Origin of the sequence: Vibrio tapetis subsp. quintayensis (assembly GCF_030409945.1) — a bacterium.
Taxonomy (GTDB): domain Bacteria; phylum Pseudomonadota; class Gammaproteobacteria; order Enterobacterales; family Vibrionaceae; genus Vibrio; species Vibrio quintayensis.
Window position 1 is genome coordinate 1 of the sequence record NZ_JAUFQV010000044.1, and the last position, 25718, is coordinate 25718.

General features: G+C 51.3%; 29 protein-coding genes. All 29 read left to right on the forward strand.

The window, feature by feature from the left end; all coding sequences use genetic code 11:
* A partial coding sequence (locus tag QWZ04_RS22745) for a TraY domain-containing protein (protein ID WP_290330651.1) occupies window positions 1-175 on the forward strand: 175 nt, incomplete at its 5' end.
* 560 nt (window positions 176-735) lie between these two features.
* On the forward strand, window positions 736-1023 hold the full coding sequence (traA, locus tag QWZ04_RS22750; RefSeq protein ID WP_290330587.1) for a type IV conjugative transfer system pilin TraA: 288 nt from the start codon (window positions 736-738) through the stop codon (window positions 1021-1023).
* 9 nt (window positions 1024-1032) lie between these two features.
* Entirely contained in the window at window positions 1033-1335 is a 303-nt protein-coding gene (traL, locus tag QWZ04_RS22755) for a type IV conjugative transfer system protein TraL (RefSeq protein ID WP_012396993.1), read from the forward strand.
* A gap of 9 nt (window positions 1336-1344) precedes the next feature.
* Window positions 1345-1920 (forward strand): type IV conjugative transfer system protein TraE, encoded by a 576-nt coding sequence (traE, locus tag QWZ04_RS22760; RefSeq protein WP_290330588.1) that lies wholly within the window; start codon window positions 1345-1347, stop codon window positions 1918-1920.
* A gap of 61 nt (window positions 1921-1981) precedes the next feature.
* A complete protein-coding gene (gene traK, locus QWZ04_RS22765; RefSeq protein WP_290330590.1) occupies window positions 1982-2674 on the forward strand; it encodes a type-F conjugative transfer system secretin TraK in 693 nt (230 codons plus the stop codon).
* A complete protein-coding gene (locus QWZ04_RS22770; protein WP_290330591.1) occupies window positions 2664-4172 on the forward strand; it encodes a TraB/VirB10 family protein in 1509 nt (502 codons plus the stop codon). Before traK ends, QWZ04_RS22770 begins: the two co-directional genes overlap by 11 nt.
* A 3-nt stretch (window positions 4173-4175) precedes the next feature.
* Window positions 4176-4556 (forward strand): type IV conjugative transfer system lipoprotein TraV, encoded by a 381-nt coding sequence (gene traV / locus QWZ04_RS22775; protein ID WP_290330592.1) that lies wholly within the window; start codon window positions 4176-4178, stop codon window positions 4554-4556.
* 12 nt (window positions 4557-4568) lie between these two features.
* Window positions 4569-4931, forward strand: a complete 363-nt coding sequence (locus QWZ04_RS22780; RefSeq protein ID WP_290330593.1) for a hypothetical protein — start codon at window positions 4569-4571, stop codon at window positions 4929-4931.
* A gap of 15 nt (window positions 4932-4946) precedes the next feature.
* Window positions 4947-7496, forward strand: coding sequence for a type IV secretion system protein TraC (gene traC, locus QWZ04_RS22785; RefSeq protein ID WP_290330594.1), 2550 nt, complete (start codon window positions 4947-4949; stop codon window positions 7494-7496).
* The gene (traW, locus tag QWZ04_RS22790) at window positions 7453-8190 is read left to right on the forward strand and encodes a type-F conjugative transfer system protein TraW (RefSeq protein ID WP_435433651.1); all 738 of its coding nucleotides are present in this window, start codon (window positions 7453-7455) and stop codon (window positions 8188-8190) included. Before traC ends, traW begins: the two co-directional genes overlap by 44 nt.
* On the forward strand, window positions 8190-8717 hold the full coding sequence (locus tag QWZ04_RS22795; protein WP_290330596.1) for a hypothetical protein: 528 nt from the start codon (window positions 8190-8192) through the stop codon (window positions 8715-8717). Before traW ends, QWZ04_RS22795 begins: the two co-directional genes overlap by 1 nt.
* 344 nt (window positions 8718-9061) lie before the next feature.
* Window positions 9062-10072 carry a conjugal transfer pilus assembly protein TraU gene (traU, locus tag QWZ04_RS22800; protein WP_290330597.1) on the forward strand — a complete coding sequence of 337 codons (1011 nt, stop codon included), beginning with the start codon at window positions 9062-9064 and terminating at the stop codon, window positions 10070-10072.
* A 25-nt stretch (window positions 10073-10097) separates the two neighbouring features.
* A complete protein-coding gene (locus QWZ04_RS22805) occupies window positions 10098-10322 on the forward strand; it encodes a hypothetical protein (RefSeq protein WP_290330598.1) in 225 nt (74 codons plus the stop codon).
* An 18-nt stretch (window positions 10323-10340) separates the two neighbouring features.
* Complete coding sequence (gene trbC, locus QWZ04_RS22810; protein ID WP_290330599.1) at window positions 10341-11048, forward strand: type-F conjugative transfer system pilin assembly protein TrbC; 708 nt, start codon at window positions 10341-10343, stop codon at window positions 11046-11048.
* A 13-nt stretch (window positions 11049-11061) separates the two neighbouring features.
* The gene (traN, locus tag QWZ04_RS22815) at window positions 11062-12792 is read left to right on the forward strand and encodes a type-F conjugative transfer system mating-pair stabilization protein TraN (RefSeq protein ID WP_353958869.1); all 1731 of its coding nucleotides are present in this window, start codon (window positions 11062-11064) and stop codon (window positions 12790-12792) included.
* A 30-nt stretch (window positions 12793-12822) separates the two neighbouring features.
* Window positions 12823-13173, forward strand: a complete 351-nt coding sequence (locus QWZ04_RS22820) for a hypothetical protein (protein WP_290330600.1) — start codon at window positions 12823-12825, stop codon at window positions 13171-13173.
* Window positions 13170-13670 carry a hypothetical protein gene (locus tag QWZ04_RS22825; protein WP_290330601.1) on the forward strand — a complete coding sequence of 167 codons (501 nt, stop codon included), beginning with the start codon at window positions 13170-13172 and terminating at the stop codon, window positions 13668-13670. The genes QWZ04_RS22820 and QWZ04_RS22825 overlap by 4 nt, the downstream gene beginning before the upstream one ends.
* A 257-nt stretch (window positions 13671-13927) precedes the next feature.
* Window positions 13928-14485 (forward strand): helix-turn-helix domain-containing protein, encoded by a 558-nt coding sequence (locus tag QWZ04_RS22830; RefSeq protein WP_290330602.1) that lies wholly within the window; start codon window positions 13928-13930, stop codon window positions 14483-14485.
* A gap of 42 nt (window positions 14486-14527) precedes the next feature.
* Window positions 14528-14893, forward strand: a complete 366-nt coding sequence (locus tag QWZ04_RS22835; protein WP_290330603.1) for a hypothetical protein — start codon at window positions 14528-14530, stop codon at window positions 14891-14893.
* Window positions 14894-15209: 316 nt separating this feature from the next.
* Window positions 15210-15767, forward strand: coding sequence for a hypothetical protein (locus QWZ04_RS22840; protein WP_290330604.1), 558 nt, complete (start codon window positions 15210-15212; stop codon window positions 15765-15767).
* Window positions 15768-15800: 33 nt separating this feature from the next.
* Window positions 15801-16580, forward strand: a complete 780-nt coding sequence (traF, locus tag QWZ04_RS22845; protein ID WP_290330653.1) for a type-F conjugative transfer system pilin assembly protein TraF — start codon at window positions 15801-15803, stop codon at window positions 16578-16580.
* A gap of 146 nt (window positions 16581-16726) precedes the next feature.
* The gene (gene traF / locus QWZ04_RS22850) at window positions 16727-17140 is read left to right on the forward strand and encodes a conjugal transfer protein TraF (protein WP_290330605.1); all 414 of its coding nucleotides are present in this window, start codon (window positions 16727-16729) and stop codon (window positions 17138-17140) included.
* Window positions 17137-18546 carry a conjugal transfer protein TraH gene (locus tag QWZ04_RS22855; protein ID WP_290330606.1) on the forward strand — a complete coding sequence of 470 codons (1410 nt, stop codon included), beginning with the start codon at window positions 17137-17139 and terminating at the stop codon, window positions 18544-18546. The genes traF (QWZ04_RS22850) and QWZ04_RS22855 overlap by 4 nt, the downstream gene beginning before the upstream one ends.
* 2 nt (window positions 18547-18548) lie before the next feature.
* Entirely contained in the window at window positions 18549-21386 is a 2838-nt protein-coding gene (traG, locus tag QWZ04_RS22860; protein WP_290330607.1) for a conjugal transfer mating-pair stabilization protein TraG, read from the forward strand.
* An 88-nt stretch (window positions 21387-21474) separates the two neighbouring features.
* Window positions 21475-22005: a hypothetical protein gene (locus QWZ04_RS22865; RefSeq protein WP_290330608.1), complete on the forward strand. Its 531-nt coding sequence runs from the start codon at window positions 21475-21477 to the stop codon at window positions 22003-22005.
* A gap of 24 nt (window positions 22006-22029) precedes the next feature.
* A complete protein-coding gene (locus tag QWZ04_RS22870) occupies window positions 22030-22257 on the forward strand; it encodes a hypothetical protein (RefSeq protein ID WP_290330609.1) in 228 nt (75 codons plus the stop codon).
* A gap of 605 nt (window positions 22258-22862) precedes the next feature.
* Complete coding sequence (gene traD / locus QWZ04_RS22875; RefSeq protein WP_290330610.1) at window positions 22863-24962, forward strand: type IV conjugative transfer system coupling protein TraD; 2100 nt, start codon at window positions 22863-22865, stop codon at window positions 24960-24962.
* 33 nt (window positions 24963-24995) lie between these two features.
* Window positions 24996-25175: a hypothetical protein gene (locus QWZ04_RS22880; protein WP_290330611.1), complete on the forward strand. Its 180-nt coding sequence runs from the start codon at window positions 24996-24998 to the stop codon at window positions 25173-25175.
* A gap of 209 nt (window positions 25176-25384) precedes the next feature.
* Complete coding sequence (locus QWZ04_RS22885; RefSeq protein WP_290330612.1) at window positions 25385-25612, forward strand: hypothetical protein; 228 nt, start codon at window positions 25385-25387, stop codon at window positions 25610-25612.
* Window positions 25613-25718 lie beyond the last annotated feature (106 nt).

The following is a 25718-nucleotide window of genomic DNA, read 5'->3' on the forward strand; positions in this document are numbered from 1 at the left end:
CAAAAACCCCAATGGCACACACGTCAACGTCAAGCTCTCAGAAAAACACAATCGTGTTTTAGAGCAGTCGAAAATTCACAACAAACGCGCTAAGCGCGCTGAAGCCCAAGCCCGGCTTGAGCATCACCTCGATTTGTTTGGCGTGAATTGGGAAGTACCAAAAAACAACCGGTGATTTTTTTAGCCAAAAGGATCCCGAACAGGGATCGCTTTAGTTTGTTTTTTAAAAACGATTTTTTGTTGAGATCGCTTTTAAAAAAGCAGGAATGCAACTGGAAGCGCTAAGAATGGCGCGGGCAGGTTACCCCAAGAAGGCCGAAACCCTTCCTTAATGAGACGGTGTCATAAGACGCCCCATCATTAAGAAATATGCGAAGCCGTATGCTAGGCGATGACCGTTAGGGCCACCGACGGGAATGTAGCATCTGTTATTGCCAACACCACAGTAAGGGCAATCCGTGTCATTCGAGCGGTCATATCGAATAAGGCGCGGGGCGATTAGAAATAACGCTTTATCGCCCCTTACCTTTCAAGCTCGCTTTTGGCTGCGATAACGAGGCAACGCCTCTTGTCGAGACAAAAGGAGTACCGCGTTAGCGGAGCACTTAGCTCCATCGCAATAGAAAGGCCAGGTGAAAGGCATCGCCTGCGCGGCGCTTTTCACATGGTATTACACCCATCTTTCATGCACACCCAAGCCTTAAGGCTTTTACTCATAAAAAAGGAAATCATCCCATGAAATGTAACTCACAACGCGCTCTGGCTGTTGGCGTGGCCGTCGGGCTTGGCGCCCTCTTGCTCACGCAACCCACGCTCGCCGCCGATTTGTTTGCCGGTGGCAAGCAAGCGGTCAAAGACACTGCCGGCAAAGGCTCTCTAGTCGAAACCGCCATGCTCGGCACTGGCCTACTTGGCGCCGTGGTGACCGGACTCATGACGCGTAACTGGTTCGCCGCCCTCGGCGGATTTGCCGGAGGCTCCATCCTATGGAACGTCGGCGCCCCAATGGTCGGACTCGGCTAAGGAGATCTCATGGAAGATCCTCATCAATTTTTTGCGGTCCCCAAACACATGAACAAAGGACGCCGCCTCGTCGGCTTCCCCATGGATGAAGTGCTGCCGGCCTTTGTCACCTTTGGCCTCGCGTTTTGGCTCGGACACGAAATGATTGGCATGGTGATAGCCATGGCGTGGTTCGGGGGATTGCGCTACATCAAATCCCAATACGGGGATCACATCATCGCGCAAGCCAGCTATTGGTGGGGGGCTTCCTTTATGAAGCGTGTGTTATTCACGCGCACCCCTGCCGCCTCCAAACGCTACTGGATATATTAAAGGCCGTTTATGGACAGTTTCATCAAACAAGACAAACTGGCGATAAAAAGCCTGCTCAATCTTTTTTTGAGCCTCGGCTTTCTTGCCATGCTCCTCACCAATCTGGTGCTCGGCTTTTCGGTGTACCAAGCCCTCACCCATAAAAGCCGCACCCTTGTGCCCCCGGTGATATCAAAAGCCTTCTCTTTGTCGGACTCCCAAGTGGATGCGCCCTACTTAGAGCAAATGGCCGATTACTTTTTGTATCTCAAACTCAACGTCACCCCGGGCAACGTCGGTCGGCAATACGGCCAACTGCTGGAATACGTGGACGAAGGCAGTTGGGCCAGCTTTCAACCCAATCTGCTACGAGAAGCGGGCGCCATCAAAAAGGGCAACATCAGCAGCCAGTTCGCCGCAAGCACGTTCACGGTAAACCTTGATGCGTTGAAAGTGCGCGTAGAAGGAGACTTAACCAAACACGTTGGAAAACGCGCACTGCCGTCAGAGCACAAATGGTATCAAGTCAACCTGACCTACCACCATGGCGTACTCGCCCTTCAATCCATCCAAACTCTAGAGGCCACCGACCATGCCACGCCCTAATGTCTTTCCCCCAACGCGCACACGGTTGTGCTTACTGCTCTTTCTCTTGACCGCTCCGTTCATGGCGCAGGCGCAAAACGCAGAAAAAGTGACCTACCCCTTTAGTAATGGCGACACCATCCCTTTGTCTCTGTCTTCCATTAACCTCAACCGGCTCGTGGTGGCCAACGACCGAATTTTATCCATCGTGTGTCCGCAAGGCTTTTGCACCTCATCGGGCAACCAAAAAGACGCCTCCGGCTCCATCACCTTAAAAATCAACATTGCTCTGCCCTTTACCGCGCATTTGACCACCGAAAAAGGCCGCTTGTTCGCGCTGTTCATCAGTCCCAAAGCCACCCCGGGCTTCGTGTCTGAATTTACTTGGGCGCAGTCTCATTTAGAACAAGACAGCGTCATGCAAACCAGCGCCGATTACCCCAAGGGCTTAACACGACTCACCAAGGCCATGATGCGCTTTGTCCATGATAAAGCGCCGATTGAGGGATTTAGCCAGCACCCGGTAGATCCGACGACGTTACCAGACGATGACGCAGCGCTGGCCGTCATCCCCACCACCGTGTTTGTCGGCCGCGATTACTCGGGCATCATTTACACCCTGCGCAATCAAACCCAAACCCTTATGACGCTCACCACCGCGCAATTTTACAGCGATTCCGCGCGCAGTGCGGCGCTTGAAGCTTACGAGCTGGCTCCTGGGGCCAGCACCACCTTATACCTCATCACCGGGGGAGGCGCCGCGCATGTTCGATAACACCAAAGACCGATTAAGCCGCGTGGGACGCGCCTTCTTTAAAGACCGTGACGGGGACTTTGACCAAGGCGAGCGCATCAATCAAGCCACGCACTCCCGCAATCTCATCATCACTCTGGTTATCTTGGCGGCGCTCGCCTTAGCGGGCGCGCTGGTCTGGCAAATGACGCGAGAGGCCACCTCGGTTGAGCCCGTCACCCAAGTGGGCTTTGGCGCCGTGGTCGGGGATGACTTCACCGAAAAAGACAACCAATCCGCCCTCACCGCGCAGCAGCTTAAAATCAACCAGCTAGAGCAATCCCTGACTAAATTTGAAAGTACGCTGTCCCGCTTTGGCGACAGTCTCGCAGCGGAGCTTGAAAACATCGAGCAGGCGAGCGCGCGCAATCAAAGCTCGACCTTAAGTGAGCTTGAGCGAAAAATGCAAGACAAGTTAACGGAAATCGACGCCCTCAAAACGCAACTCACCACGCAGTGGCAAGAGGCGAAGAAACCGGCAGGCCAAGGCGCGTCAGCCGACGTCTATTCTGGCCGAAATTTTGGGGAGTATGCCCTGCCACCTCGCCCGTCTGTTCGTGATGGGCAAGACAACCCGAACATGGCGGACTTTCAATACCAAGGCAAAGACAACGTCGCGTTTGCCGCGCAAGGCTTTGACAGCTTCGAGTTCACCTGGGCGGCCAGTGAGCAAGAACGCGCCCCTCGGCGCACCGTTGATAACTACGTGCCAACCGGCACCTTTGTGACCGCCGTCGTCACCGGGGGCGCGGATGCGAACGCCGGCGTCTTAGGCCAAGGCGATACGGCGCCGCTGGTTTTCCAAACCCTGAACGCCGGCATTTTACCAAACGGTAAACCGTCAAAATTACGCGACTGCACCGTCACCGCCTCCGTTTATGGCGAAATCTCGTCCAGTCGCGGCATTGTTCGTACCCACCGTTTGAGCTGCATCCAACCAAGCGGGGACATCTTAGACGTGCCCGTCAAGGCCACCGCGTTTAACTTTGGTCGCAACGGCATTCGCGGAACGACGATATTGAAAAACGGTCAAATCGTTAAAATGGCCGGGATATCAGGCATCCTTGAAGGGTTAGGCGGCGCCGGAAAAGCCCTCTCTCAGACCACCACGCCGACCGCGTTAGGGCCAAGCAGCAGCGTCAGCACCGACAAAATCGGCCTGAACTTACTGGGCAATGCCACCCAAAGCGTCGGCAGCAAACTGGCCGACTATTACATCCAATTGGCGGAGTTGTATCACCCCATCGTGGAAGTCAACCCGGGCGCCATCGTGAACCTGGTGTTCTTGGAAGGGTTCCCGCTTGATCCGGTTCTGGCGCAAGCCTACGAAACCGAACTGAAAGAAAAAGCGCAAGCCGCTTCCAATACCAACCACATCATGGACGTCATCACCAATGCGCCCACGAGCGCCATCAACCCCCTCGCCGATAAGCTCACTCAACAAGGGCTTAACCAAACCGGCTTTGGACGACAGGAGTAACACATGAAGCGCATCATAATGAGCCTCACTTTGCTTACCTTATCCGGCTGCGCCGCCGGATTGGATGGCGACTACGGCTGCAAAAAAATAGGCGGCACATCGAGCTGTACCACCATGGACGACATTCGAAACAACCCTTACGGTCATGCCGGTCAAGACCATGGCGACGCCATCTTGACCCCCACCACGCCCGCCTCTTTTACGCTGCTGCCAAGGCGAGACCGACACGGCCAGCCGACACGAAGCCGTGAGCGAGTCAAAAAGGTAACCATTTTTCCTTTTAAAGACCAAGATAACGACTACGTTGACACCATGGATGTGTATTTCGTGCTGGACGACAGCCAATGGTCAGGGCGCCCCGCGCCGGCCATTTGGCAAGATTAAAAGGAGAAAGGAATGCAATCCTTCATAAAAAAGGCGTTCATTGTCGCCATGCTCCTTTGGGGCGCTCTGTTAATGAGCGCCTTAGCCCAAGTGGCGCAGTACGTGCTCAGCACGAACTCAGCCAGAGCCCACACCTATACGGTTTATCTTGAGCATCAATCGTGGTCTCATCAACGCCGCATTGACGCCTTACGCGAGCTAAAGCGGTGCGAACTCGGGCAACCTATCAGCGAAGACGCCACACACCCAATCATCAAACCCGTTAACCTCTACGAGTGCCTCAACAAAAAAGGCTTCAATGAACTCTCGGCCGCCATTAAGCGCTCCGATGAGGCCATGATGCCCGTCAGTTGGCCCTTATCCCTTTTCTGGTAACCCCACGGAGTCTCCATGTTTTCTCAATCCACCTCCGGCTTATCCCGCCTCTTTACCGAGGCCAAAAAAGCGCAAAACCACTTACACCATGAACTGCCTTATCGAGAGCATGACGCCATTGACCGCGTTTTTCGCAATCAACACGCTCAAGGCTTTGGCTTTCGCCTCAGCATTCTGGGCGGCGCCAATGACACCATCATTCAATCGCTCAACAAATTGGTGGCCGATTTACCGCAAGGCGACAAATGGGACTATCAATTGCAACTGTTTGGCCACAATCGAGTGGCGCATTATCTGGAAAGCAACGAAGCCTTACTCAGTAAACGCGGCGGCGTGTGCGCGAAAATGGCAAGAGATGACGCGACTTACGCGAATTACGCTGCCCAAGCCGGCTTTTTTCATCGACAAAAAAACAGCCATTTCGATTTACGCGATTATGATGCGTTTATGTTTGTCTCCACCTGCGAAGACGAACCCCAAGCCTTGCTGGATGCGCGCATCACGTTAGAGACCGGGTTAATGCAATTGGGGTTTGATTTGCAACCGCTGACCCCGGAGGCGCTGCTCACTCACGTGGGCGATGTGCTTAATTTTGACCCCAATCAAGACCGGCCACAGCTCAAGTCTTATCACCCTTTGGAGTCACTGCACCGCCAAGCGCTCGCCCCTGACACGGAAATGATGACGCACCGTGAGTACATTGACACGCGCCACACCAACGACAAGGGAGAAGAAACTCGCGGACGCATTGTGAACATGGGCTTATCCAAACTGCCCGGAGACTATCGTTTGTACGCACTGCCGGAGTGTTTTTCGTCGTTAAGAAACGTCTCCCGCTCCATCAAATGCCCCCATATGCTGACGCTCAACTTTCGTCATGAGCCCACCGGCAAACAAAACGCCAGTAATGATGCCAAAATCAAAGATTTGACCAAAACGGTGGAGTCAAAAATGGCGCTATTAGCGCCGACCGCTAAAGACGAGCTGGCTGAGCGCAAAGCGATTCAAGCCGGATTGCTCGGTAAATCCTTTACCATCGCCAGCATGGTCTTGACCGTCACGCTGTTCACCAACCGCAAGGAAGGAAAACAGCACACCCAAGCGGCCAGAGAAGCGTTCAGTAACGCCGGTCTCGATATCGCCCCCCTCAAAATGCTCCAGCCTCAAGCCTTACTCAGCATCCTGCCCTTCATGATGAGCGAAGGGCTTTGGGAAGATTGCAAGCGGGTCGGCCGCACTCGCACCGTGAAAAGCTCCAACCTAGTGAATTTTTTCCCGGTGGTACTGGACTTTCGCCAGCTCAAAGGCGGCATGCTGCTTCCGACCATGCGACAGCAAATTTCATTTTTTAACCCCTTTACCTGCGGCAGTGATAACCAGAACATTGCCCTGACGGGCGGCTCAGGGGCGGGCAAAAGCTTCTTTGTCCAAGAGATGGCCGAGAACGTGTACGCCATGGGGGGCAAAGTGTGGATCCTTGATAAAGGCGCCAGCTACAAAAAGCTCACCTTAAGTTTGGGCGGCACTTACATGACCCACAAAAACATTTACTTAAACCCGTTTACTCACTTAGGAAAAATGGCCGACGCCCAATTTGAGTTTGTGGACGACGACGGCACCGCGGTGGATCCGATGATGGAAGCACTGGACAACATCACCGCCTTATTCGCCACCATCGCCTCGCCTTATGCGCCCCTGTCTACGTTCCAACAAAGCGTTTTGGGCGACGCCATTGTCCAAGCGTGGGAAGCCAAAGGCGTAGACACCTTGGTGGATGATGTCAGGGATGCGCTCATCGACATTGCCGGTGAAGAGCAAGACCGCCGCATCAAAGACATTGCGGTGCAACTGAAAAAGTATGGTACTGATGGCACGTATAGTGATGTGTTTAACAAGCCGTCCATGCTCGATCCTAAAGTAGAATTCACCACCTTGGAGTTAGACGGGTTTCCGCCTGCGGTGTTAAGACCGGTGATTTTCGCGCTCATGGTGTCGATTAATCAGCAAATGTACTTATCCGGCTCTCGCTCTACCCCGAAGCTGTGCATCATTGAAGAGGCGTGGAGCTTGTTGAGTGGCGCCAACGAGCAGGCGCGCGAGTTCATTAACACCGGCTATCGCACCGCTCGAAAATTTGGCGGCGCGTTTTGCACGGTCACGCAAGGCATTGAGGATTTCTTTAGCAGCGAAGAAGCCAAGGCAAGCTACAACAATTCCGACATTCATATCTTATTACGACAAGGAGCCGGCTTTGATAACTACCTCACCGACAACCCCAACGTGTTCTCCTCCTTTGACCAAGCCATCATCAAGGGGTTTGAGCGATCCAGCGACGCGGGCTACAGCTGCGCGCGCATCAAAGCGGGCGGACACGTTACCTACCACCGATTTTTCGCCTCCCCCGTTAAACGCGCCATGCTCTCCACGGAGCCTCACGAGTTTGAGTATTGTGAAAACTTGGTGCAAGCAGGCCACGCTTTGGAGGCGGCCATTGAGCAAACGTCCATGCACTTTTACGGCGATGAAATCCACGCCTTCCAGCAAGCCATACAGCAAGCGCCGTAACGCTTGCCTTTTGGCCGCGCTTTGGGTAAGTTTGTTGTGGGCAGGGGCAACCACTAACAGTCAGGCCAAGGATTTTGGCCTGGTTGCCCCCGCCTTTCCCATTGGGGAAATCGACATGCTGGAGTGGATAGAGCACCGTTTAAAACAGTTTGAGGCCAACGGAAAGATGGCCGACCTACAAGACACGTTCACCCAACGGGTGAAAGCCAGCATCCAAACCCCCACGCCCGTCCAAGGGCTGTTAACCACCACGTCGCCGCGCACCTTTTATGTGGATCCCAGCGTGACGTTAACCAAAGACTTACTCGTTCCCAATACGGGCCAGCGCATTGCCAAGGCGGGCACGCGCATCAACCCGTTCGATCCGACAACGTGGCCAGCCATTGACGGTCAATCGGTCTTACCCAATTTTGAATTGAGTAAAGTATTGGTGTTCTTTGATGCCCGCGATGCCAAACAGCGGCGATTTGCCAGTCAATACACCCACACCAAACCGATAAAATGGGTGCTCACTGGGGGCAGCCCTAACGCCATGGCCGCCTTAACCGGTCAGCAATACTATTTTGCGCAGCAAGGGTTTCTCACCAAGCAATTGCACATCACTCACCTTCCCGCCATCGCCTATCAAGAAGGCACACGCTGGCGCATCGACGAAGTGGATGTCTCAGGCTTACAACCCCTGGAGATAGAGTAATGGCAACCCAAAAACGATGGAAAGGATTTTGCTATGACATGGTATTCATGTTGATTGAATTGCTCAAAAACATAAAGGCGTTATTGTTTGAATTTCTGATGGCCCCCATCATTCAATACAGACAGCCTTACCATGTTATAGACAAGCACATCAAAGCCGCCGTCCAGCAATTAAACGCCATTGATGGCGTTGAAACTATCGCGTCTTGCCATGGCCACTTGTACGGGCACATTGAACCCCCCTATGTCTACTTTAAAGCCCCTGTACACATAGCCATTCATCTGCATCAACACCTTTGGAGCGTGGCTCAATTTAAGTCTATTCCCTGGGTGATTGAAGGGAAATTCAACCAAGAATGTGAGTTATGCTTTCGGCTGACAAGCCCACCTTACGATAAAGCCTACCACTACTTTTTCTCACGCCTCTGGCGATATGGATACCAAAGACGTGAACTTGAGCAATCCATGCGCGAGCTAGCCTATGAAATTGAAGTCGCCAGCCGCTCTCTCAAGAGCAAAATAAACTAGAACCCCAATAGCCGCTATCACAGCTAAGATATTTTTATTTCGCTGTTTATAAAAGGGGGCTTTCGTATCGTTCTCTTGTGCCATTCTCATTAACTTACCACCTTGGATACCATCGAGAAAAAGCCGATAAAGAACTTGCGCAGTTAGCCCAACGCCTCTCAACGATAGGGGCAATCAAAGTAACCTAACAAAGTCACTTTGGATAATGAGCGTCTTCTTGATCATGCTTCCATTGCGACCCTTTTTCTATCAACTAAGCTCGCTTTTGGCTGCGATAATGAGGCAACGCCTCTTGTTGAGACAAAAGGAGCACCACGCGCAGCGTGGATACTAAGGACACGCCTATGCACCGCTTACTGTTGCGCTCAATACTTGGCCTCCTACTCGTATTAAGCGCCCCCTCTACGCTCGCCGCCGGCCCCGCCTGCAAGAGTCGTTTTATCAACCCCATTACGGATATTTGCTGGGACTGCTTGTTTCCGATGACGATTGGCGCCGCCACCGTATTGCCCTCCAAATACCCCGATACCCGCAACCCTTCTTTTCCGATCTCCTTTTGCCCCAAGCCGCCGCCGATATTCATGCAAGTGGGCATCAACATTGGTTATTGGGAGCCTTATGCGTTAACGGACATCACGCGCGTCCCTTATTGCATGGTCAACATGGGCATTGAAATGGGGGGCGCCAATAAGCAAAAAATAGGAGGACGCATCACCGCCCGCGAAAGCGACAGCAGCGATGGCGGTTTTTATCACGCCCATTGGTACAAATACCCGCTCATTTACTGGTTACAACTGATGCAATCGGCCGCGTGCATGGCGACCGATAGTTTTGATGTGGCTTATCTCACCGAAATTGACCCGATTTGGGACGACGATGAGCTGGCCCTGGTGCTCAACCCCGAAGCGTTATTGTTTGGTAATGTGGTGGCGCAGCTTGCGTGCGTGCCAGAGGCCATGCTCACCTCGACCAATTCGTCCCTGCCCATTGATGCCCTGTTTTGGTGTTTGGGCTCCCAAGGCAGTGCCTATCCGTTAACGGGCACAACGAACTATCGAGACACGCCCATCCAAGCGGCCACCCTGCTGATGGAAAGGCTCAATTACAAATTGCATCGTCAAGGCATGGTGTGGGAAACTCGCGGTGAAAGCGGGGCGATTTGTTACCAATATCCAGACCCACTACTACCCAAATCCCGATACCGCTATCAAATGTCCGCGCCCATTGCGGACGCACAATGGTGTCACCCCTACACGACCACCACCACGCTGTGGGAGGCCGGTCATGACAACCCCGTCACCGGGGATAATTTTGGCTTTGTTCAATGGCGCAAACGCAATTGCGTCTTTTTATAATCTGAACCCAACAAAGGAGTACAACATGAGCACCGCCGGTATTGATGAACGCACCCTATTCATCGCCAGTAGCCCTGACTCTTTAAACGACTTTTTAAAAACGTCACTGTCCGAACAAAAACACGTGTATTGTAATTTCCCTTCAACCCAACTCAATTACTTGTTACGACGCGCGCTCACAGCAAGAGAGATATTGTCCATCAGCTTCCAGGATGCTCGCACGTTTTATCCACCTTTCACCACGAATTAATTGCATCAGGAGACACTCATGCGCCCTCGACTCTTACGCAAAGCCTGTTGCTTTGCGCTGTGGGCCTGCGCGCTCACAAGCCCGCTCACCCACGCCTACACAAAAGAAGAACTTCAAGCCTTTCAGGACATCGAAAGGCGCCTAGCGGAGCACCCCGACGCCGCCATCATGGCGCAATCCAAAACCTTACATGACCAAGCCCGCGCGCATCGAAGCGAGGCGCAACAAGCCAGTAAGGCCGCGGGGCTCAAGCTTACCCCGCAATCGCTCTCCCCCTTACTGGATACCCTATCCGCTCAGACCAATCCAGAGCAAGCGCCCAAAGGCGTGATGGTGTTTGTGTCATTAACCATGCCGAACACCGCCCTCACTCAATTGCTTAAACAAAGTGAGCGCACCGGCATCCCCTTGGTGATACGCGGCGTCCTGCCACAAGGCTTTACCGCGACCGTAACGCGCATTCAAACCCTCATCAATCAAGGCAACCGCCCAGCCATTCGCAGCGGTTTCTCCATCAGCCCAGATTGGTTTCGGCAATTTGATATCCAGCAAGTGCCCACGTTCGTGTCCATCAAACCCGGGCAATGCCAACCCAAACAATCTTGCCTGCCCACCGATTATGATGTGGTCACGGGCAACATTTCGTTATATCAAGCCTTAGAGACGCTAGCGCAAGGCGACACCCAACAGGAGGTGGCGACGCTGCTGCGCGCACTCGAGCATTAAAAAAGGAGCGCTCATGCGCACATTCTTGCCCCGCTTCATCACGCTGTTATGCCTTTGCTATCCCATGCTCACTCACGCCAATCAAGCGCAAACCTATAGCGACAGCGCCCAATGGGCGAAACACACGGCCAACCAAACGCTCACCCCAAGCGCGTTGCCCTTAAACGCCAAAGACTATTGCAAGGACGCCGCCTGTAAAAGTGGCGTGGATAACCCCAAAGAGTCCCAACTCGATGACAGCACTATCAATAGTCAAAAGGCGCACGCCTTTGCCACCAATGACACCGCGCAAGACATCACCCACAACTTTAACCAAGGTCGGCCTGACATTAAAAATGATCCCGCCATGAGATTTGCGCTGCTTGGCCAAGAGAACGCCTTTGAGGTGACGCACGGCATCTCCAACGCCTACGTGGATTGCAAGAGCGGCTCTCAATGCGTCATCGACCCTGTCCCAAGGCAATGCAATCAACCCACGCGAAAACAAGTTCCTTGCGAGAAAGTTCCCATCGCCTCTGTGACCGTGAGTCCCGTCATTTTCATTTGCCCTCAAGGTTGGACGAATCAAGGACGAGACTGCACAAGGCAAATCACACAATGTCGTTATGACGCCCGCAACTCTGTCTCCGCTAGCGGAGGCAACTGCGGACAACTTGGGGGCGAGCGAATGACGTGGGATGGGCGTCGCGTTCAGAGCGGAAAATGGAAAGGGAAAGAAAAATCGGATCGAAACTATGATTGTCGAGGAGGCCGGCACAGCGGCTGGTCAACCACTTGGGAGATTTGTGGTCTGATTAATGAAACCATGCCCGCCACGCTGACCTGCCAAACAGGCTTCTCTCTTTCAGGCGGTAATTGCATCAAAAACACCTTCCGTTGGTCACCGCAATGCACGTTAATTAAAGCCTGTAAGCCCATCAGTGAAACCTGCATTGAGGGGGAAGAAACCCGGATAGTCAATGGGATCCCCACCACGTTGCCTTGTTGGAAATACCAAATTAACCATGAATGCAACACGACAGATACCTGCAAGCCACTGCACAACGACTGCACAACCACAGAGAAACGATGCAGCTTGAAGCAAAATGGCGTGTGTGTCGAAGAGGAAGTGCAAAAAAGCTGCCCTGAAAAAACCTGCCATACCACGACACTCGAATGCGGTGAGCGGTCTTTTTGCTTGGATGGGGATTGCTACCAAGAAACGCCGAAGCTTAATACTAACTTCGATAAATCCGTGGCCGCGCTCGCAGGCCTTGCCGAAGCGGTCAAAGACGTCGGCTCACCGCCCAAAATCTTCACGGGAAAGCCGATGCAATGTGAAAAGAAAATCGCCGGCTTTAATGACTGCTGCAGCGATTCAGGTTGGGGCCAAGGCTTAGGCGCGAAATGCAGTGAGCAAGAGAAAGCCTTGGGCAAAGCCAAAGGAAAAGGCCTCACGCTGTATGTCGGAGAGTTTTGCGCCAAAAAAATTCTCGGCGCTTGCTTTCGACACAAACGCAGTTACTGCGTTTACGACAGTAAGCTGGCCAAAATCATCCAACAACAAGGGGCCATGAGTCAACTTGGCAAAGGGTTAGGCTCCTCAGAGCGCCCCACTTGCGCGCCATTAACCCCCGAAGAGCTCGGTCAAATCAATTTTGAACACATTGACTTTGCAGAGTTTTATCCAGAGATGAAAGCCAACACCAACCTACCCAACTTTGATGAAATCAAAAACCGACTTCAAAGTGCCACGGGCGGGTAAACCGCCGTCAACAACACAAGGAAACACACCATGAAACCAGTCCCCACTCTCATCCGCGCCCTTCAATTGGGGCTTTATGCGATGAAAGCGCTCGCCTTTGCAATAATATTGCCCGCGGCTCTTTTTATTTGCGCCTTATTGGGTTACCTAGGCGCCATGACACCGGAGCAAGTCCAAGCGCTGTCTATTGCTGAGTTTTACGACATGACGACCACACTCTGGTCGCAGACCCTCACCGCAACAGGGGGCGCCATCACCCTTTACGCCTTGCTTCTGATGGCAAAAAACCACTTACAAAAACGGGTTCGACAGTACGGCTTACCCGTCATTGCTGGCTGCAATTGTCTTAAAACCAGCCATAACAAAAAGGAAAACCGATGAAAAGCATCCTCCAACGCCACCGACATACCCTTTCCCAACTCGCCAATCACCTCATTTTTTATCCCGCGGTGATGTTCTTTACTCTGACGGTATACGTTTTCGCTACCGACCTTCACTTTCGTCATAATCAAACCCTCGTCACCGCCGTGGCGAAAGTTACTTGGCTCGGTAAAGCCGAAGAGGGGCAGATACGCATTTATGAATGCACCGATGGAACGCCGATTGATAGGGCGACCATCATAGGTCATGCCAATCCTTGTCCGGACTCCGAAGTGAGTGTCATCCCAATAGCCGACTCAGCGCAGCAAACCACGCAGCGAGAAAGAAAGCAGATGGGACTCCTTTATTTGATTTTGGTGCTCATCAATGCCCTCGTATTTTCTATACCGAAGATTTACGACCACATAAAGAAGAAAGACAGCGAGCGCTCAATGCATCAGGCTCTGGTCGGTGAAACCGGCAAAGCCATGGGGAAAGAAAAGAAACGAGAGCAGTAAGGAGACGCGCTCTTATCGTCAAGCTCCCTTCATCGACGGGAACTTGGCGGTAAGAGCCACCGATTAAACCGTCATTTTTCGTTGAAACCAAAGCGCACCAATCATCAAGAGAAGTAAGGGATAAATCTCACCCAAATATGACCAAAACAGAGGAATGGCTTCACCAAGAATATCACCAGACATAACGAACTCCTTTTGTGTATTAAAAATAAAAATCAAATAAATAATACACCGGCAAATTTCAAGAGCAACTGAATATGACAACTAATATTTATGAAGCTAAGCAACACCAGGCTAATCACTCTCTCAATATATTGCAGCGACGCCTTACTTACCTTATACACGAACAAACCATTCATTCTGTATTTGAAAAAACAGGCATATCCAGAGCAACGCTATATCATTATGTTAACGCTAAAAGCCACCCTACCCTCCCTAAACTCGCCCTTATCGCGCAGGAATGTGGCGTTTCGTTAGCGTACTTATTCGGCGCAGAGCAAAACGATGCACAACCATTACCGCAGCAAAGCACGCCTTTGCGCTTAACGGTCGTAGATGACGTCATGAGTCCTACGATACCCACTCAAGCTGAGATTGAATACCGCCCCATCAAACCGCGACCAAAGAAAAAGCGCTTAACGGATGGCTTGTACCTCTTAACCAATCAGCAAGGGTTGATTGTACGCCGCATACAGTGGCTTGAAACGCAACAAACCTATCGAGTTTTTGGGGATAACACGCATTACCCACCGCAACATCTTGAAGAGATAGCCCCTATTGGCAAAGTGACCGCGATTATCCAACCCATAGGTTAATACCGGCCACTCACACCCTAATCAAAAGAAGGAAACGCATCCATGCATAAATCCATTTTACCTCGAACCGTAAATCACCTTATCTCCTCACTCATTGCCATGTATTTAATCATACTCCCCCCTGTGCTCTGCATCGAAAGGGGGTATTGGTGGCTTTGGCTGGGCGTAAGCGCGCTGTTGTGGGGCGTCATCACTTGGCTTGACTCCCTATCTCTTGATTTCACTCTGACTAAAACACAAATAAACGGATGGCGCTTTGTTATCGCAGCGCTGATGACATATATCCTGATTGTCTTTCCTATTGAGCAATTCATCGGTCTAATGCTGGCAGGCGGAACCCTATTATTAAGCGCTGACTTAGACGAGAGTCACGAGCAACCTGACGAACGTTCGCGAGCATCCAATTAAATACATCAAAGGGAAAATGAGCGCTCAACGCACCAAACAAAGATCGACGAAAGCAGTAGGGTTATAGGAAGGGAAAATAAGATAGAACAGTAAGGAAAACCGCCCTTATCGCTAAGCCATGAGTGCTTTACGAGAAGAGCGATTAATAAATATGTCAAAATTAAGCAAACCCTTTACTTTGCAAGAACACAAGAGCAAGAAGTAAAGGGAAAAGTACCCAAACACCCGAATCTATTGCAGCCGTCCACAACGCCATAATTTAAACCTCATTGATTAAATAAACACAATCAATATAAAGACAAAGACAAAGTAGCCCATGAACAATCTAGAGACTCGAAAAAGAGAATTTAATCCCAAAATAAAGGAGCAAATCTGCGGACTTGGGGAGCGACTTCGCATTGCCATTGCACCGACGTCGCAGCGAGCCTTCGCGAAAGCATGGAAAGGTGCGGGGTCATTTGTCAGCATCAACAACTATGTAAATGGCAAAAGCACTCCTGGCATTCACGACTTAATCGCCATAGCACAACTGGCCAATGTAGATATCCTTTGGTTATTAACAGGTCAGAACTACACCGATAACCACTGGCTTCAATCCAACCAGTGTGTCGAACTTTGCTTAGACGATGCAATGAGCCCAACGTTATCTATCAATACGCCAGTAGTTCTTGAAAAACTCACACCAGATAGCTACCTACCCAACGGCATTTATTGCTTGGAAAGCTCACAAGGACGAATATTTCGACGGTTGCAATGGGATGAAGAAAAGCAAGGATTCTGGTTACTTTGCGATAACGAAAGATTCCAGCCTCAATTCTGCCAATCACCCCACGTTGTAGGAAAAGCCATAAGCGCACTGTCACCCATAATTTGAACACTCTGTCTCATTTAACCAAGGTCTATGATGATGAAAAAAACACGGCTTTGCGTCATTACCCTGGCGCTGATTGCTCACCTCGCTCCGGCACTGGCTAACGATGCCCCGTTAGGGTGGCGATGGTACAACGAACCAAAAGCAATCACCGAACCCCCCAAACCCAAGCCACTGCCAAGCAATACCCAAACCACGGTGTCACCGCCGAGCACCCTCTCAGCCACGCAGCAAATGGACTGGTTTCATTCTATGCACGATGAAGCCAAAAACGACGCGTTCATTCACCCAAAGGACAAAGAGAAACTGGCGCACTTCTTAGCCCTGAACCGCTTCATCACCACTCAAACCGATGAGATTGGCATGACCTTTAAAGCCGTGCTGCTTGACAAGCCTGAGCTGTCTTACACCAAAGACCACCCAACAGAGCAAGCGGCCAGACAGCCCTACCTTGCCCTTGAAACACAAAAAAAGACGGACGCCGTCAAGCAAATGAAACAGGAGGGATGGGGTTTCTTCTTTGTCTACGAAGGCCGCGATGCCCTTACCCAAAAATTAGCGCCCTCCATTCAAGCCTTTGCCGACGAACATCACTTCGATTTGCTGGGCATAAGCACCGACCAGACCTTCATCACCAACCTAAAAGAAAACCGGCACAACCAAGGTAAGGTGACCGTGCCCTTTACGCCGGCTTTGATTTTGGTGCACCCGGATACAGGGGAAATGAAGCCATTGGCCTATGGCTGGATAAGTCAAACCGACCTTCTTGGGCGGTTTTACAACGTGGCCACCGACTTTAAAGCCTCAGACTTTTAACAACGAGAATGTTTAATCCACTAAAAGTAACCACAGCCCAACAAACACCAACAACGCGACGCAAAAGCCCGCACCGATTATCACGTTTACCCAAAAAAACCACTGTCCATTTTTAATCCCCTCTTTATTTTCATCTTGGAGTCTTCATGAATGTTATTCGCCCTGTCTTGCTGGCGCTCCTGCTGAGCGTCAATAGCGCGCACGCCGCCATGCAAAACCCATACGCCCTGGTGTTCTTTTTTGACAGCACCTGCGCCTACTGCCATCGACTGGCCCCCAAAGTCCAGCAAGCCAGCCTCGACTTTGCGCTGCCAATCTACGCTTTTTCCGTGAACGGCCAAGGCATTCCAGGCTTTGAGGTGCCCATTCCCGTCACGCATGACATCGCCACCACCTTTTTCCCGCAAACCACCAAGCCGGTGATGCCCGCGACGTTCTTACTTAACGTCAACAGCCGTAAGTTCGCCAAGCTCAGCATTGGCGATGTCGCTCAAAGCCAGCTCAATCAAAGCATACAGCAAGTGCTCAACGACCTCACCATTCAAAAGGCCCTACAATGATGCGCTCATTTACTCACCGCTTATGCACATTTTATGTGCATAAACGCATATTTCCTTTGTTATTCTTAAGCTTAGCCGCCCCCGTTACTTGGGCCGACACCAATAACGCGTTGGCGCGCTTTTTTGATGCCACCAGTTATCAAGCCAACGTCAGCAACCCCACCGCGTATCAAGGCCAAGCGGCAAACTACTACAGTGGGGGCAGTCTTTTCGTGCGCACGAAGATTGTTGATGCGCAATTGGTCAGCGTCACCGTGCCCGCCATCAGTGCCGGTTGCTCAGGCATTGACATGTTCATGGGCGGGTTTTCTCACATCAAATCCGACCAACTGGTGAAACTGGGCAAAGCCATCATTCACAACGCCCCGCCTTTTGTCGTGAATTTGGCCCTGCAAACCTGGGCGCCACAACTCAAGCAAAACCTTGACCAGTTGCAAGCGACCCTCGACAAATACCTCAACCAATCGGTGAACTCCTGCCAAGCCGCGCAAGCGGCTATTGGGGGACTGGCGGCGTTTGCCGCGCCCGCCACCAAAAAACACGTCTGCGCCACCTTAGGCACGCAAAACAACGCCTTCTCGGATTGGGTGGAAGCGCAGCACCAATGCGGCGCCGGGGGACAAGCGGCGGGGCAACTGGCCAGCGCCAAAGGCGATGCCAGCTTAAAAGACATGACCAAAACCAATCACAACGTGATTTGGTCCGCCATCATGACCAATCCCTTCTTAGCCTCAGACACAAAACTGGCCGAATTCATGATGAGCCTGTCAGGGACTTACGTGTACGACCAAAACGGCAAGCCCCACTACTACCCAAGCTTGCTCACGGACAACAACAACCTCATTCAAACGCTGCTTGAGGGCGGAAAAGGCGACATTTACCAATGCAAGAACACGGGCAAAGACGCTTGCGTCACTCTGACCAAGAAAACCGCCCTCACCATCAGCAAAACCCATGGCATTGAACGCCGCATTCGCGCGATATTAGAAGGGCTGCTGCGCACCATTAACACCGACCAAGCCTTGACGAGCCAGCAAAAAGGCTTTTTGGAGTTCACCCAAACCCCGGTGCTGAAATTTTTCATTGATGCGACCGCCACCCAGCAAACCCCGGATTTGGGGCACTACGCGCGCATGATGTCCGTCGAGCTGTTAAACCAATACTTAACCAACATGCTCGCCATTGCCCGGCAATCGCTTCAAAACACCAACAATGACCTAAAAGACATCGAACGCATTACCCACGACATCGATAACGCCAAGCGTTTCACCGATGGGCTGGCGGACAAGGCTATTCACGCCTTACTGAACAAGAACGCGCTCATCGCCTCAGAAAAAGAGACGCCGAAAGAAACGCGAAAAGCGATTCAAAAACAGACCCCACCCACGTCAACCTATGGACAATAACCATGAGAACCCTGGAATATTACACCTACACCGGCTCTGAGGTCGTGGCCAAGGCGCTAAACGCCTTAGCCACGTTTTTTACCACCGCCACCTTTGGCAGCTTCTTACAAATCTGCTTGGGGCTGGGGCTCATCAGTAGCTTGTTCATGTTCATGCTCAGCCGTAACCCCAAAGATTTGATAAAATGGGGCGCGGTCTTTTTTCTGGTACCGTTATTGCTCATCAACATGAAAGCGCGGGTCCTGGTGATAGACAAAACCGAGCCGGGTAAGTTTTTCACCGTGGATAACGTGCCTTATCTGGTTGCGCTGCCCACTTATTTCTTTTCTACTGTCATGGTGGGCATGGCCGAAGGGGTCGAAGCGATTTTCACCACCTCCGATGATGAGCGTTATGGCCGCACGGGCATGATGTTTGGCTCTGAGCTGTATCAACTCTCCAGACAATCAAGCGTGCAAGAAGTGGCGCTCAAGAAAATCTGGAACGACTACTTTGATAACTGCATGATTGGCGATGTGCAAATCAACAACAAGTACAGCTGGGATACCCTCTTTTCCAGTCCCGACATTTTTGCGATGTTAGACACCGTGAGACAAAGCCCCCTACGGGCGGTCTTTTTAGACGAAGGCGCGGGTAAGATGAGCTTTAAAACCTGCGCGCAAGTCTACCCCATCGTCAGAAAACGCTTCACGGACGCCGCCGGTGGCAACCTCACCGCATTGGCGCATCACCTGTTAGGGAAAAATGCCGCCAAGTACAAGCCTCAAATCGCGCTGTCGCTCAAACGCAGCTACGATAAGTACGTCAACATTTCCACCTCAGCGTCCAACAACATCAGACAAAACATGGTGATGAACGAAGTTCGTTATAACCTTGACCGCCTTGATCCAACGCAAAGCGCGCTCAACTACGCCTACACCCAAAACAAACTGCAAACCACGTCCATGTGGGCCTCACTTGGCCTCATGGCCCGCGAGTACTTGCCGATGCTGCACACCCTGATTTTCATGCTGTTTGCCTGCTTGGGCTTCTTCATTGCGGGCGCGGCGGTCATCCCCGGACTGACCGCGCTGGTCTTAAAGAATTACGTGTCCACCTTCGCGTACTTATCCACGTGGCCGACCTTGTTTGCCATCATTAATGCGCTGCAATTGTGGGGATTGGAATCCTTGTCCACCGATGTGTCTGGGCGCTTTGGGGGGCTGGTGCTCTCCAACGCGAACGCCATGGATGAGCTTCACAGCCGCTTTGCTTGGATGACGGGCATTCTCATGATAAGCGTCCCGGCCATTGCTGGCGGCCTTCTCAAAGGAGGTCAAGCGGTCATGTCCAGCATGAACTACCAACTGGCGGGCATGATTAACTCAACCAACGCAAGGGCGAGCGCCGCGGCGGCCAGTGGCAATTTGGATTTTGGTAACATGCAGATGGACAACCACAGCATGAACAACACCAACGCCAACAAATTTGATGACAACACCTTAACCAACACCGGGCACACCTACACGCAAAAAGGCGATGGCTCCGTGAGTACCCAACACGCCGATGGTCGCATGACCTATGACAGCAGCCAAACAACCAGCCGGGGCAACATCAGCGCCAACACCCAAGCCATGGTGCAAGAAACGGTGCAAAACGCGCGCAGCAGTACGCAACAATCGCTAGACCAAACCACCACGCAGCTTGGCCAAAGCCTCAATGCGGGCATGGCGCTCAATGAGCGCTGGAATGACAGCGTCAGCAAGAACCTCTCTTACGGTGAGGGCGGCTCGACTGGGGTAAGCTCTCAAGTGAGCGAGGGCATGAATAACATGCAATCGGCCATTGATAACGTCAGCCAAAACAACAGCTGGACCAAAGACCAATCTCGGGCGTACTTACAAAGCGTTCACGGCGGCGCGGATGCAGGCTTTGGCCTGGGCGGAAAAAGCGGCATGGGCGGCCCTTCCCCGTTCAGTTTTGGCGTCAATGGCGGGGTGAAATTCTCAGACGAAGAGCGCACTGCTTACTCAAACATGAGCGCAGAGCAGCAACAGCAACTTGAGCAAGCCACGCAGCAATACAGCGAAGGCGCCACCACGGTTACTAACGCCGCCTCACAAATCGACCATAAAGACACGCGCAGCGATGTGGAGCAATACGCGCACGACTTTGCCTTAAACATGCAAAACACCCAATCCTTAACAACCAGCGCCATGAACAGTCAATCGCAATTGGAGGCCCTGTCAGAAACCCAAACGCGCTTAGACTCTGGCTCGTCCAGCTTCTCCGCCAACTCCATCCAAGGATTCCAGAATTACTTAGAAAAAACCCAAAGACTAGAGGAACCGGAAGTCAAACGCCTCATGACCGCCTTCCAGCCGGAAGACATCGCCGACGCGAAAGAAGAATGGCAAAACTACACCCGCACCGAAGCCTTTGCCTCAATCGCGGGCTTTGAGGGCGATAATGGCGCCAAAATCAAACGCATGGAGAGTGACTACCAAACCGATGCGACCCAAGAAGGAGAGAAACCGGCATTAAGCCGCGGCCAACGCAGGTTAATGGATAAAGAGGGGGAGCGGTCGCAATCGGCGTTTGAGGCCACCACGGAGGCGGTTCTTAGCGCCAGACAAACCGGCGCCTTGTACAACGATGAGTATTTTGAGGGCACAAAAGAGAGCGTTTATAACCAGCAAGAGCGGGCGCAACAAGACATCGCGCCGCTTGAGTCGATGATTGATATCCGCATCAAACCCCAAGTCGAGGCAGAGCTTAACCCCGAAAGGACGGAGTACGTCAGCTCAGACCAGGCGTATCCGGCGGCGCCGGCTTACACCAAAAACCCAACACAACAATAGTGATCGAGGTGCATAAAAATAGCTTTATGCACCGCTTAAATACTGGTATTATGATCAGGTATTGAGTCTCACGATAAAGGACATGACCATGAAACATTTTCTTGCGTTACTGCTGCTTACTTGTGCGAGTGCGCAAGCTCAAACGCACTCCCCGGAGTTAGAGCAATTACTTGAAGAACTTCATCATCAATATGAAAACCCCACGCTTGCGGGGGCGCAACGAAAAATGGCTGACGTAGGCAAACTCCCTTACTTCTTGATGCACATTGATGAGACAGACACCGTTGAGAGCATGAGGCTGAACGCGTATTTAGACGGGCTTCAAGCGGCGTATCTGGGCAGCGTCAATCGTCAAAACGACTTAGGGGGCAACCACTGGTTTTGCATGCGTGACACCATGGCCATGCACCCCAAACGCAACCCTGAGTTTGTGACAGAGATGATTTGGACGGTACTGGAGAAAACGGCCAAGAATGACCCGCAAGGGTTTAGGCAAGGTAACTATGCCGCCGCTTTTGGGGTTTCTACTAAAACGATACTAGAGTACGGCCTACAAACCGAATACCCTTGTTACGCGCCCATTCCAAAATCATTGCAGCTTAATGGCTGGAAATATTAATTTCAAGAAAGCGAAGAGCACAACATGGATACGAATTGGCATGAAAAACTCAAGCTCGATACAAGCAGTGTGGCGTTAGTTGAGTCTCGATTTGTCCGCACCACGCAGTCTCAAACCGACGTAGCAAAGTGGATGCTGGATGAATGGATGCCGATGGATTCAGTGGTGGCCATAACGGGTTTACCGCTTGAAACCGTGGTGTTGCTTGAACTGGAGATGACATCCAGCCTGGGAGCTGATGACTGGCACTGACCACACAACATCAAGGGAGCACGCCCCTTAACCCCATCGTCGTCTTTATTGCAAAAAAAAGCCCCACGCATGACGTGGGGCTTTGGCTTTCATTCACAAGTTTACACAAAAGTCACATAGAGCACCTATCGTGACTCATTCGGATGCACGAAACAAACGAGTCAACACCTTACTCAAAATCTCGCCATTTGCCAATAAAAAAACGATGACGTAGAGGTCAATCACTCACACCCTTTGGCGATGGTGCGCTGCTTGATGGAGGCGAAAAAGGTATATCAGCTCCTATCGCCTTCCACGCCTTATCCTTAAGGACAACCTCCGTGTCTCGTGACACCAAGCAGCCTAAAAAGCATATCGCAAAAATCCGTTGATTTCACGCATAAAAATGCCCTCATCAAGGAGGGCATTTCGTCTATTCTGATATGAATATCAGTCCCAATCATCAAGCCATCACTTCATCGGTGGTTCCCGCACCTAGCAACGCCTAACAATGAAGACCCAATCGAAACTACCTGACCTCTTCTTTTTTTACAATATTTATTTGTACCAGAGTTAGTAATGAACAAACTCGCCACCTCTGCCTTGACAGACAATAGGAAACCATTATGCCTAGACCCACGCGCGCCAAAGGGAATCACTTTACCCGTGGCGGACAAATTACCTTTCACTCCATTCGGATGTTCTTTCAAGTCAACAACACCTTAGTCACCGCCGCCATTTGGTCGGTGATTGCCTTAACCGGCTTGATGACCTGGCTCAGAGCGCCGAATAACGCCTTTTGGTCCATCTTCTATTATTGGCGCAATCGGCTTTATGCCAGTTTAGGCCACGACCTCAACAGCGAAGTCACCACCTTATGGAGTGGGAAGCGCTACGTCGGCACGCTCGCCTCCCAACTGGAAAACACCCAACTCATTAACTTATATGATGAGGTCATCCAGCAAATACAAATCAACTTCTTGCTCACCATCGGGCTGATTTTTGTGCTCTGGATGCTGGCCATGCGCTTTTTCAGGCGACAAGGGGAAAAACAAAGTGAAGACTTTCATGTCAGGGGCTTTCAATACGCGGAGCCGAAAAGACTAACCCAAGATTTAAAGTCGCGGGCCAAAAAGCTGAAAAAGCAAGGCGTCGGTAACGGGCGTATCTCGGATTTTAAAGTCGATGGGCTTGCGTTGTTTAAACACGAATTTGAGGTGCAGCACCTACTCGCCGATGGTACTACGGGGGCCGGTAAATCCGTGTTGCTGAGAAAGCTTTTAACCTGGATACGCAAGCGAGGAGATAAGGCCATTGTTTACGATAAAGGCTGCACCTTCACGAGTAAGTTCTTTGACCCCTGCCAAGACACACTGCTTAACCCGTTTGATGAACGTTGTGCCAACTGGGATGTTTGGTGTGACGCGAAGGATGCCCCTGATTTTGAGAACATCGCCAACGCGCTCATTCCCCAACACGGCGAAGGCGACCCGTTCTGGGTGGATTCCGCGCGCACCATCTTCTCCAGCGCCGCGTATCAAATGAGCCAAGACGACAAACCGTGCTCAACCGCCCGATTACTCAGCCTCATTTTAACCTCTGAGCTTGAAACGCTGGGTAATTTCTTACAAGGAACAGAATCGGCCTCACTGGTCTCAAAAGACATCAAAAAGACCGCCATCTCCATCAAGTCGGTGCTGGCCACCTACATAAAAAGCCTGCGCTTTTTAGATGGATTGGATGACAAAGACGCCAAAGGAAAACCCAAACGCAAACCGTTTTCTATTACCGACTGGGTACAAGATGACAAACAAAAAGGCTTTTTGTTCTTATCCAGTAATGCGCAGCAACACGCCTCATTGCGCCCGCTCATCTCGACATGGCTTGCCATTGCTTCTAACGCTATTTTGGGCTTGAAGGCCGATGACAACCGGCGCATTTGGGTCATCATGGATGAGATGCCAAGTTTACATAAACTGCCAGAGCTGGATAACATCATCTCAGAGGTGCGTAAATTTGGGGGGTGCTATGTGATTGGTCTCCAGTCTTACGCTCAATTGGTTAAGACTTACGGCAAAAACACCGCGGATGTGATTTTTGATTTGCTCAACACCCGCTTCTATTTTCGCGCGCCGTCGGCGCAAATGGCGCAGATTTCCTCTAAAGATTTAGGGGAGCAAGAAGTGGACGTATCAAGAGAAAACATCTCTTATGGTGCAAACGCCTTGCGTGACGGGGTCTCCATTGGCCATCAGACCGTGACTCGCCCGGTGGTGTCGAGCAGTGAAATACAAGCCATGGATGATTTACAATGTTACTTACGCGTCCCCGGTAGCAGTTTCATCACTCAACTGGATTTACACTTTGATAAGAGGCGCGATGTCACGCCCGCGTTCATCAAGCGAGATTATACGCTCTCGCCTGCGATGATACGGGCGTATCAAGAAGCGGTGTATTGTGAATGCGTAGCCCCTGGACTGTTTCTTAGTGAAGAAGACCGGGATGTACTGGCAAAAAGGCAATCGGAGCAGTTTGATACGCCCGAAGAGATGACGCTTGAGACCAACCAAATCAAAGCGGCCACTCAAAGTGACGCGGTCAAACACCTCGCAAGCGAAGAAGCCGCTAAACTCAACGTCGAGAGTGACTATCAAGAGCGCGCTCAGGCAGAGCTTGAAGAGTCCGCAATATCTCAAGATATTGAAATGGACGGCCTATCTGAATAATGAAAAGCAAATGAACTTATTAAGGCTCTCAATATGGCAAAAAACCCCTTACAAGACCATCAACGCATGACCATTAAATCCAAATCAGACCACAGTGAGTCTCCCATCAAACCCTTATCAGAAGGCAAAAAAAGTGAACACAAAGTGCGGCGGCGCATTGAGGATTTACTGGATGAGCAAGCTTTTCACCAATTATGGGACCCGCTTGAATAACCATTGACGGCCTCAATGATAATGATTACTATTTGCAAACAATTTGACGCAACATTGCTCACATTGCTTCCAGTGTAATTTTGGGGTGGCTGAACATAACGCCCTAACTTTGTTTCATTTAACGACGCCACTTGGCGTCGTTTTTTTCTACTCCGCATCGCGTATCCTATCCCTTGTCTTTTTCATTCCTGTTTTGCATGGGAGGCCACATGAAGCCAAGAAAACACCACAAACACCAACAAAAAATCCAAAGACAACATCAGTCCCGTCCAACATCATCTCAAAAGGAGAGCCAAGCAAAAGCCTTATTCGTGCTTGATATGCTCGATGGCAATGACTGGCGACACCTGACATTGACGCATGAAGCCGCATTAAAGCTCATTCGACGAACCAACCACCGAGGGTATACCTTGACCCCTTGCTCGTCCGCCGATTAATCACTCCAACACCAAGCCTTGCCATCGCAAGGCTTTTTTACGCCACGCAGCCAAAACGCGCCATTTCACACATTTACCGACCGACTCACCGCTCCGCTTTGCGGCT

Excerpts from the sequence above, each read along its gene's own strand:
- traA (WP_290330587.1), top strand. The coding sequence starts at position 736 with ATGAAATGTAACTCACAACGCGCTCTGGCTGTTGGCGTGGCCGTCGGG.
- traL (WP_012396993.1), top strand. The coding sequence starts at position 1,033 with ATGGAAGATCCTCATCAATTTTTTGCGGTCCCCAAACACATGAACAAA.
- traE (WP_290330588.1), top strand. The coding sequence starts at position 1,345 with ATGGACAGTTTCATCAAACAAGACAAACTGGCGATAAAAAGCCTGCTC.
- traK (WP_290330590.1), top strand. The coding sequence starts at position 1,982 with ATGGCGCAGGCGCAAAACGCAGAAAAAGTGACCTACCCCTTTAGTAAT.
- QWZ04_RS22770 (WP_290330591.1), top strand. The coding sequence starts at position 2,664 with ATGTTCGATAACACCAAAGACCGATTAAGCCGCGTGGGACGCGCCTTC.
- traV (WP_290330592.1), top strand. The coding sequence starts at position 4,176 with ATGAAGCGCATCATAATGAGCCTCACTTTGCTTACCTTATCCGGCTGC.
- QWZ04_RS22780 (WP_290330593.1), top strand. The coding sequence starts at position 4,569 with ATGCAATCCTTCATAAAAAAGGCGTTCATTGTCGCCATGCTCCTTTGG.
- traC (WP_290330594.1), top strand. The coding sequence starts at position 4,947 with ATGTTTTCTCAATCCACCTCCGGCTTATCCCGCCTCTTTACCGAGGCC.
- traW (WP_435433651.1), top strand. The coding sequence starts at position 7,453 with ATGAAATCCACGCCTTCCAGCAAGCCATACAGCAAGCGCCGTAACGCT.
- QWZ04_RS22795 (WP_290330596.1), top strand. The coding sequence starts at position 8,190 with ATGGCAACCCAAAAACGATGGAAAGGATTTTGCTATGACATGGTATTC.
- traU (WP_290330597.1), top strand. The coding sequence starts at position 9,062 with ATGCACCGCTTACTGTTGCGCTCAATACTTGGCCTCCTACTCGTATTA.
- QWZ04_RS22805 (WP_290330598.1), top strand. The coding sequence starts at position 10,098 with ATGAGCACCGCCGGTATTGATGAACGCACCCTATTCATCGCCAGTAGC.
- trbC (WP_290330599.1), top strand. The coding sequence starts at position 10,341 with ATGCGCCCTCGACTCTTACGCAAAGCCTGTTGCTTTGCGCTGTGGGCC.
- traN (WP_353958869.1), top strand. The coding sequence starts at position 11,062 with ATGCGCACATTCTTGCCCCGCTTCATCACGCTGTTATGCCTTTGCTAT.
- QWZ04_RS22820 (WP_290330600.1), top strand. The coding sequence starts at position 12,823 with ATGAAACCAGTCCCCACTCTCATCCGCGCCCTTCAATTGGGGCTTTAT.
- QWZ04_RS22825 (WP_290330601.1), top strand. The coding sequence starts at position 13,170 with ATGAAAAGCATCCTCCAACGCCACCGACATACCCTTTCCCAACTCGCC.
- QWZ04_RS22830 (WP_290330602.1), top strand. The coding sequence starts at position 13,928 with ATGACAACTAATATTTATGAAGCTAAGCAACACCAGGCTAATCACTCT.
- QWZ04_RS22835 (WP_290330603.1), top strand. The coding sequence starts at position 14,528 with ATGCATAAATCCATTTTACCTCGAACCGTAAATCACCTTATCTCCTCA.
- QWZ04_RS22840 (WP_290330604.1), top strand. The coding sequence starts at position 15,210 with ATGAACAATCTAGAGACTCGAAAAAGAGAATTTAATCCCAAAATAAAG.
- traF (WP_290330653.1), top strand. The coding sequence starts at position 15,801 with ATGAAAAAAACACGGCTTTGCGTCATTACCCTGGCGCTGATTGCTCAC.
- traF (WP_290330605.1), top strand. The coding sequence starts at position 16,727 with ATGAATGTTATTCGCCCTGTCTTGCTGGCGCTCCTGCTGAGCGTCAAT.
- QWZ04_RS22855 (WP_290330606.1), top strand. The coding sequence starts at position 17,137 with ATGATGCGCTCATTTACTCACCGCTTATGCACATTTTATGTGCATAAA.
- traG (WP_290330607.1), top strand. The coding sequence starts at position 18,549 with ATGAGAACCCTGGAATATTACACCTACACCGGCTCTGAGGTCGTGGCC.
- QWZ04_RS22865 (WP_290330608.1), top strand. The coding sequence starts at position 21,475 with ATGAAACATTTTCTTGCGTTACTGCTGCTTACTTGTGCGAGTGCGCAA.
- QWZ04_RS22870 (WP_290330609.1), top strand. The coding sequence starts at position 22,030 with ATGGATACGAATTGGCATGAAAAACTCAAGCTCGATACAAGCAGTGTG.
- traD (WP_290330610.1), top strand. The coding sequence starts at position 22,863 with ATGCCTAGACCCACGCGCGCCAAAGGGAATCACTTTACCCGTGGCGGA.
- QWZ04_RS22880 (WP_290330611.1), top strand. The coding sequence starts at position 24,996 with ATGGCAAAAAACCCCTTACAAGACCATCAACGCATGACCATTAAATCC.
- QWZ04_RS22885 (WP_290330612.1), top strand. The coding sequence starts at position 25,385 with ATGAAGCCAAGAAAACACCACAAACACCAACAAAAAATCCAAAGACAA.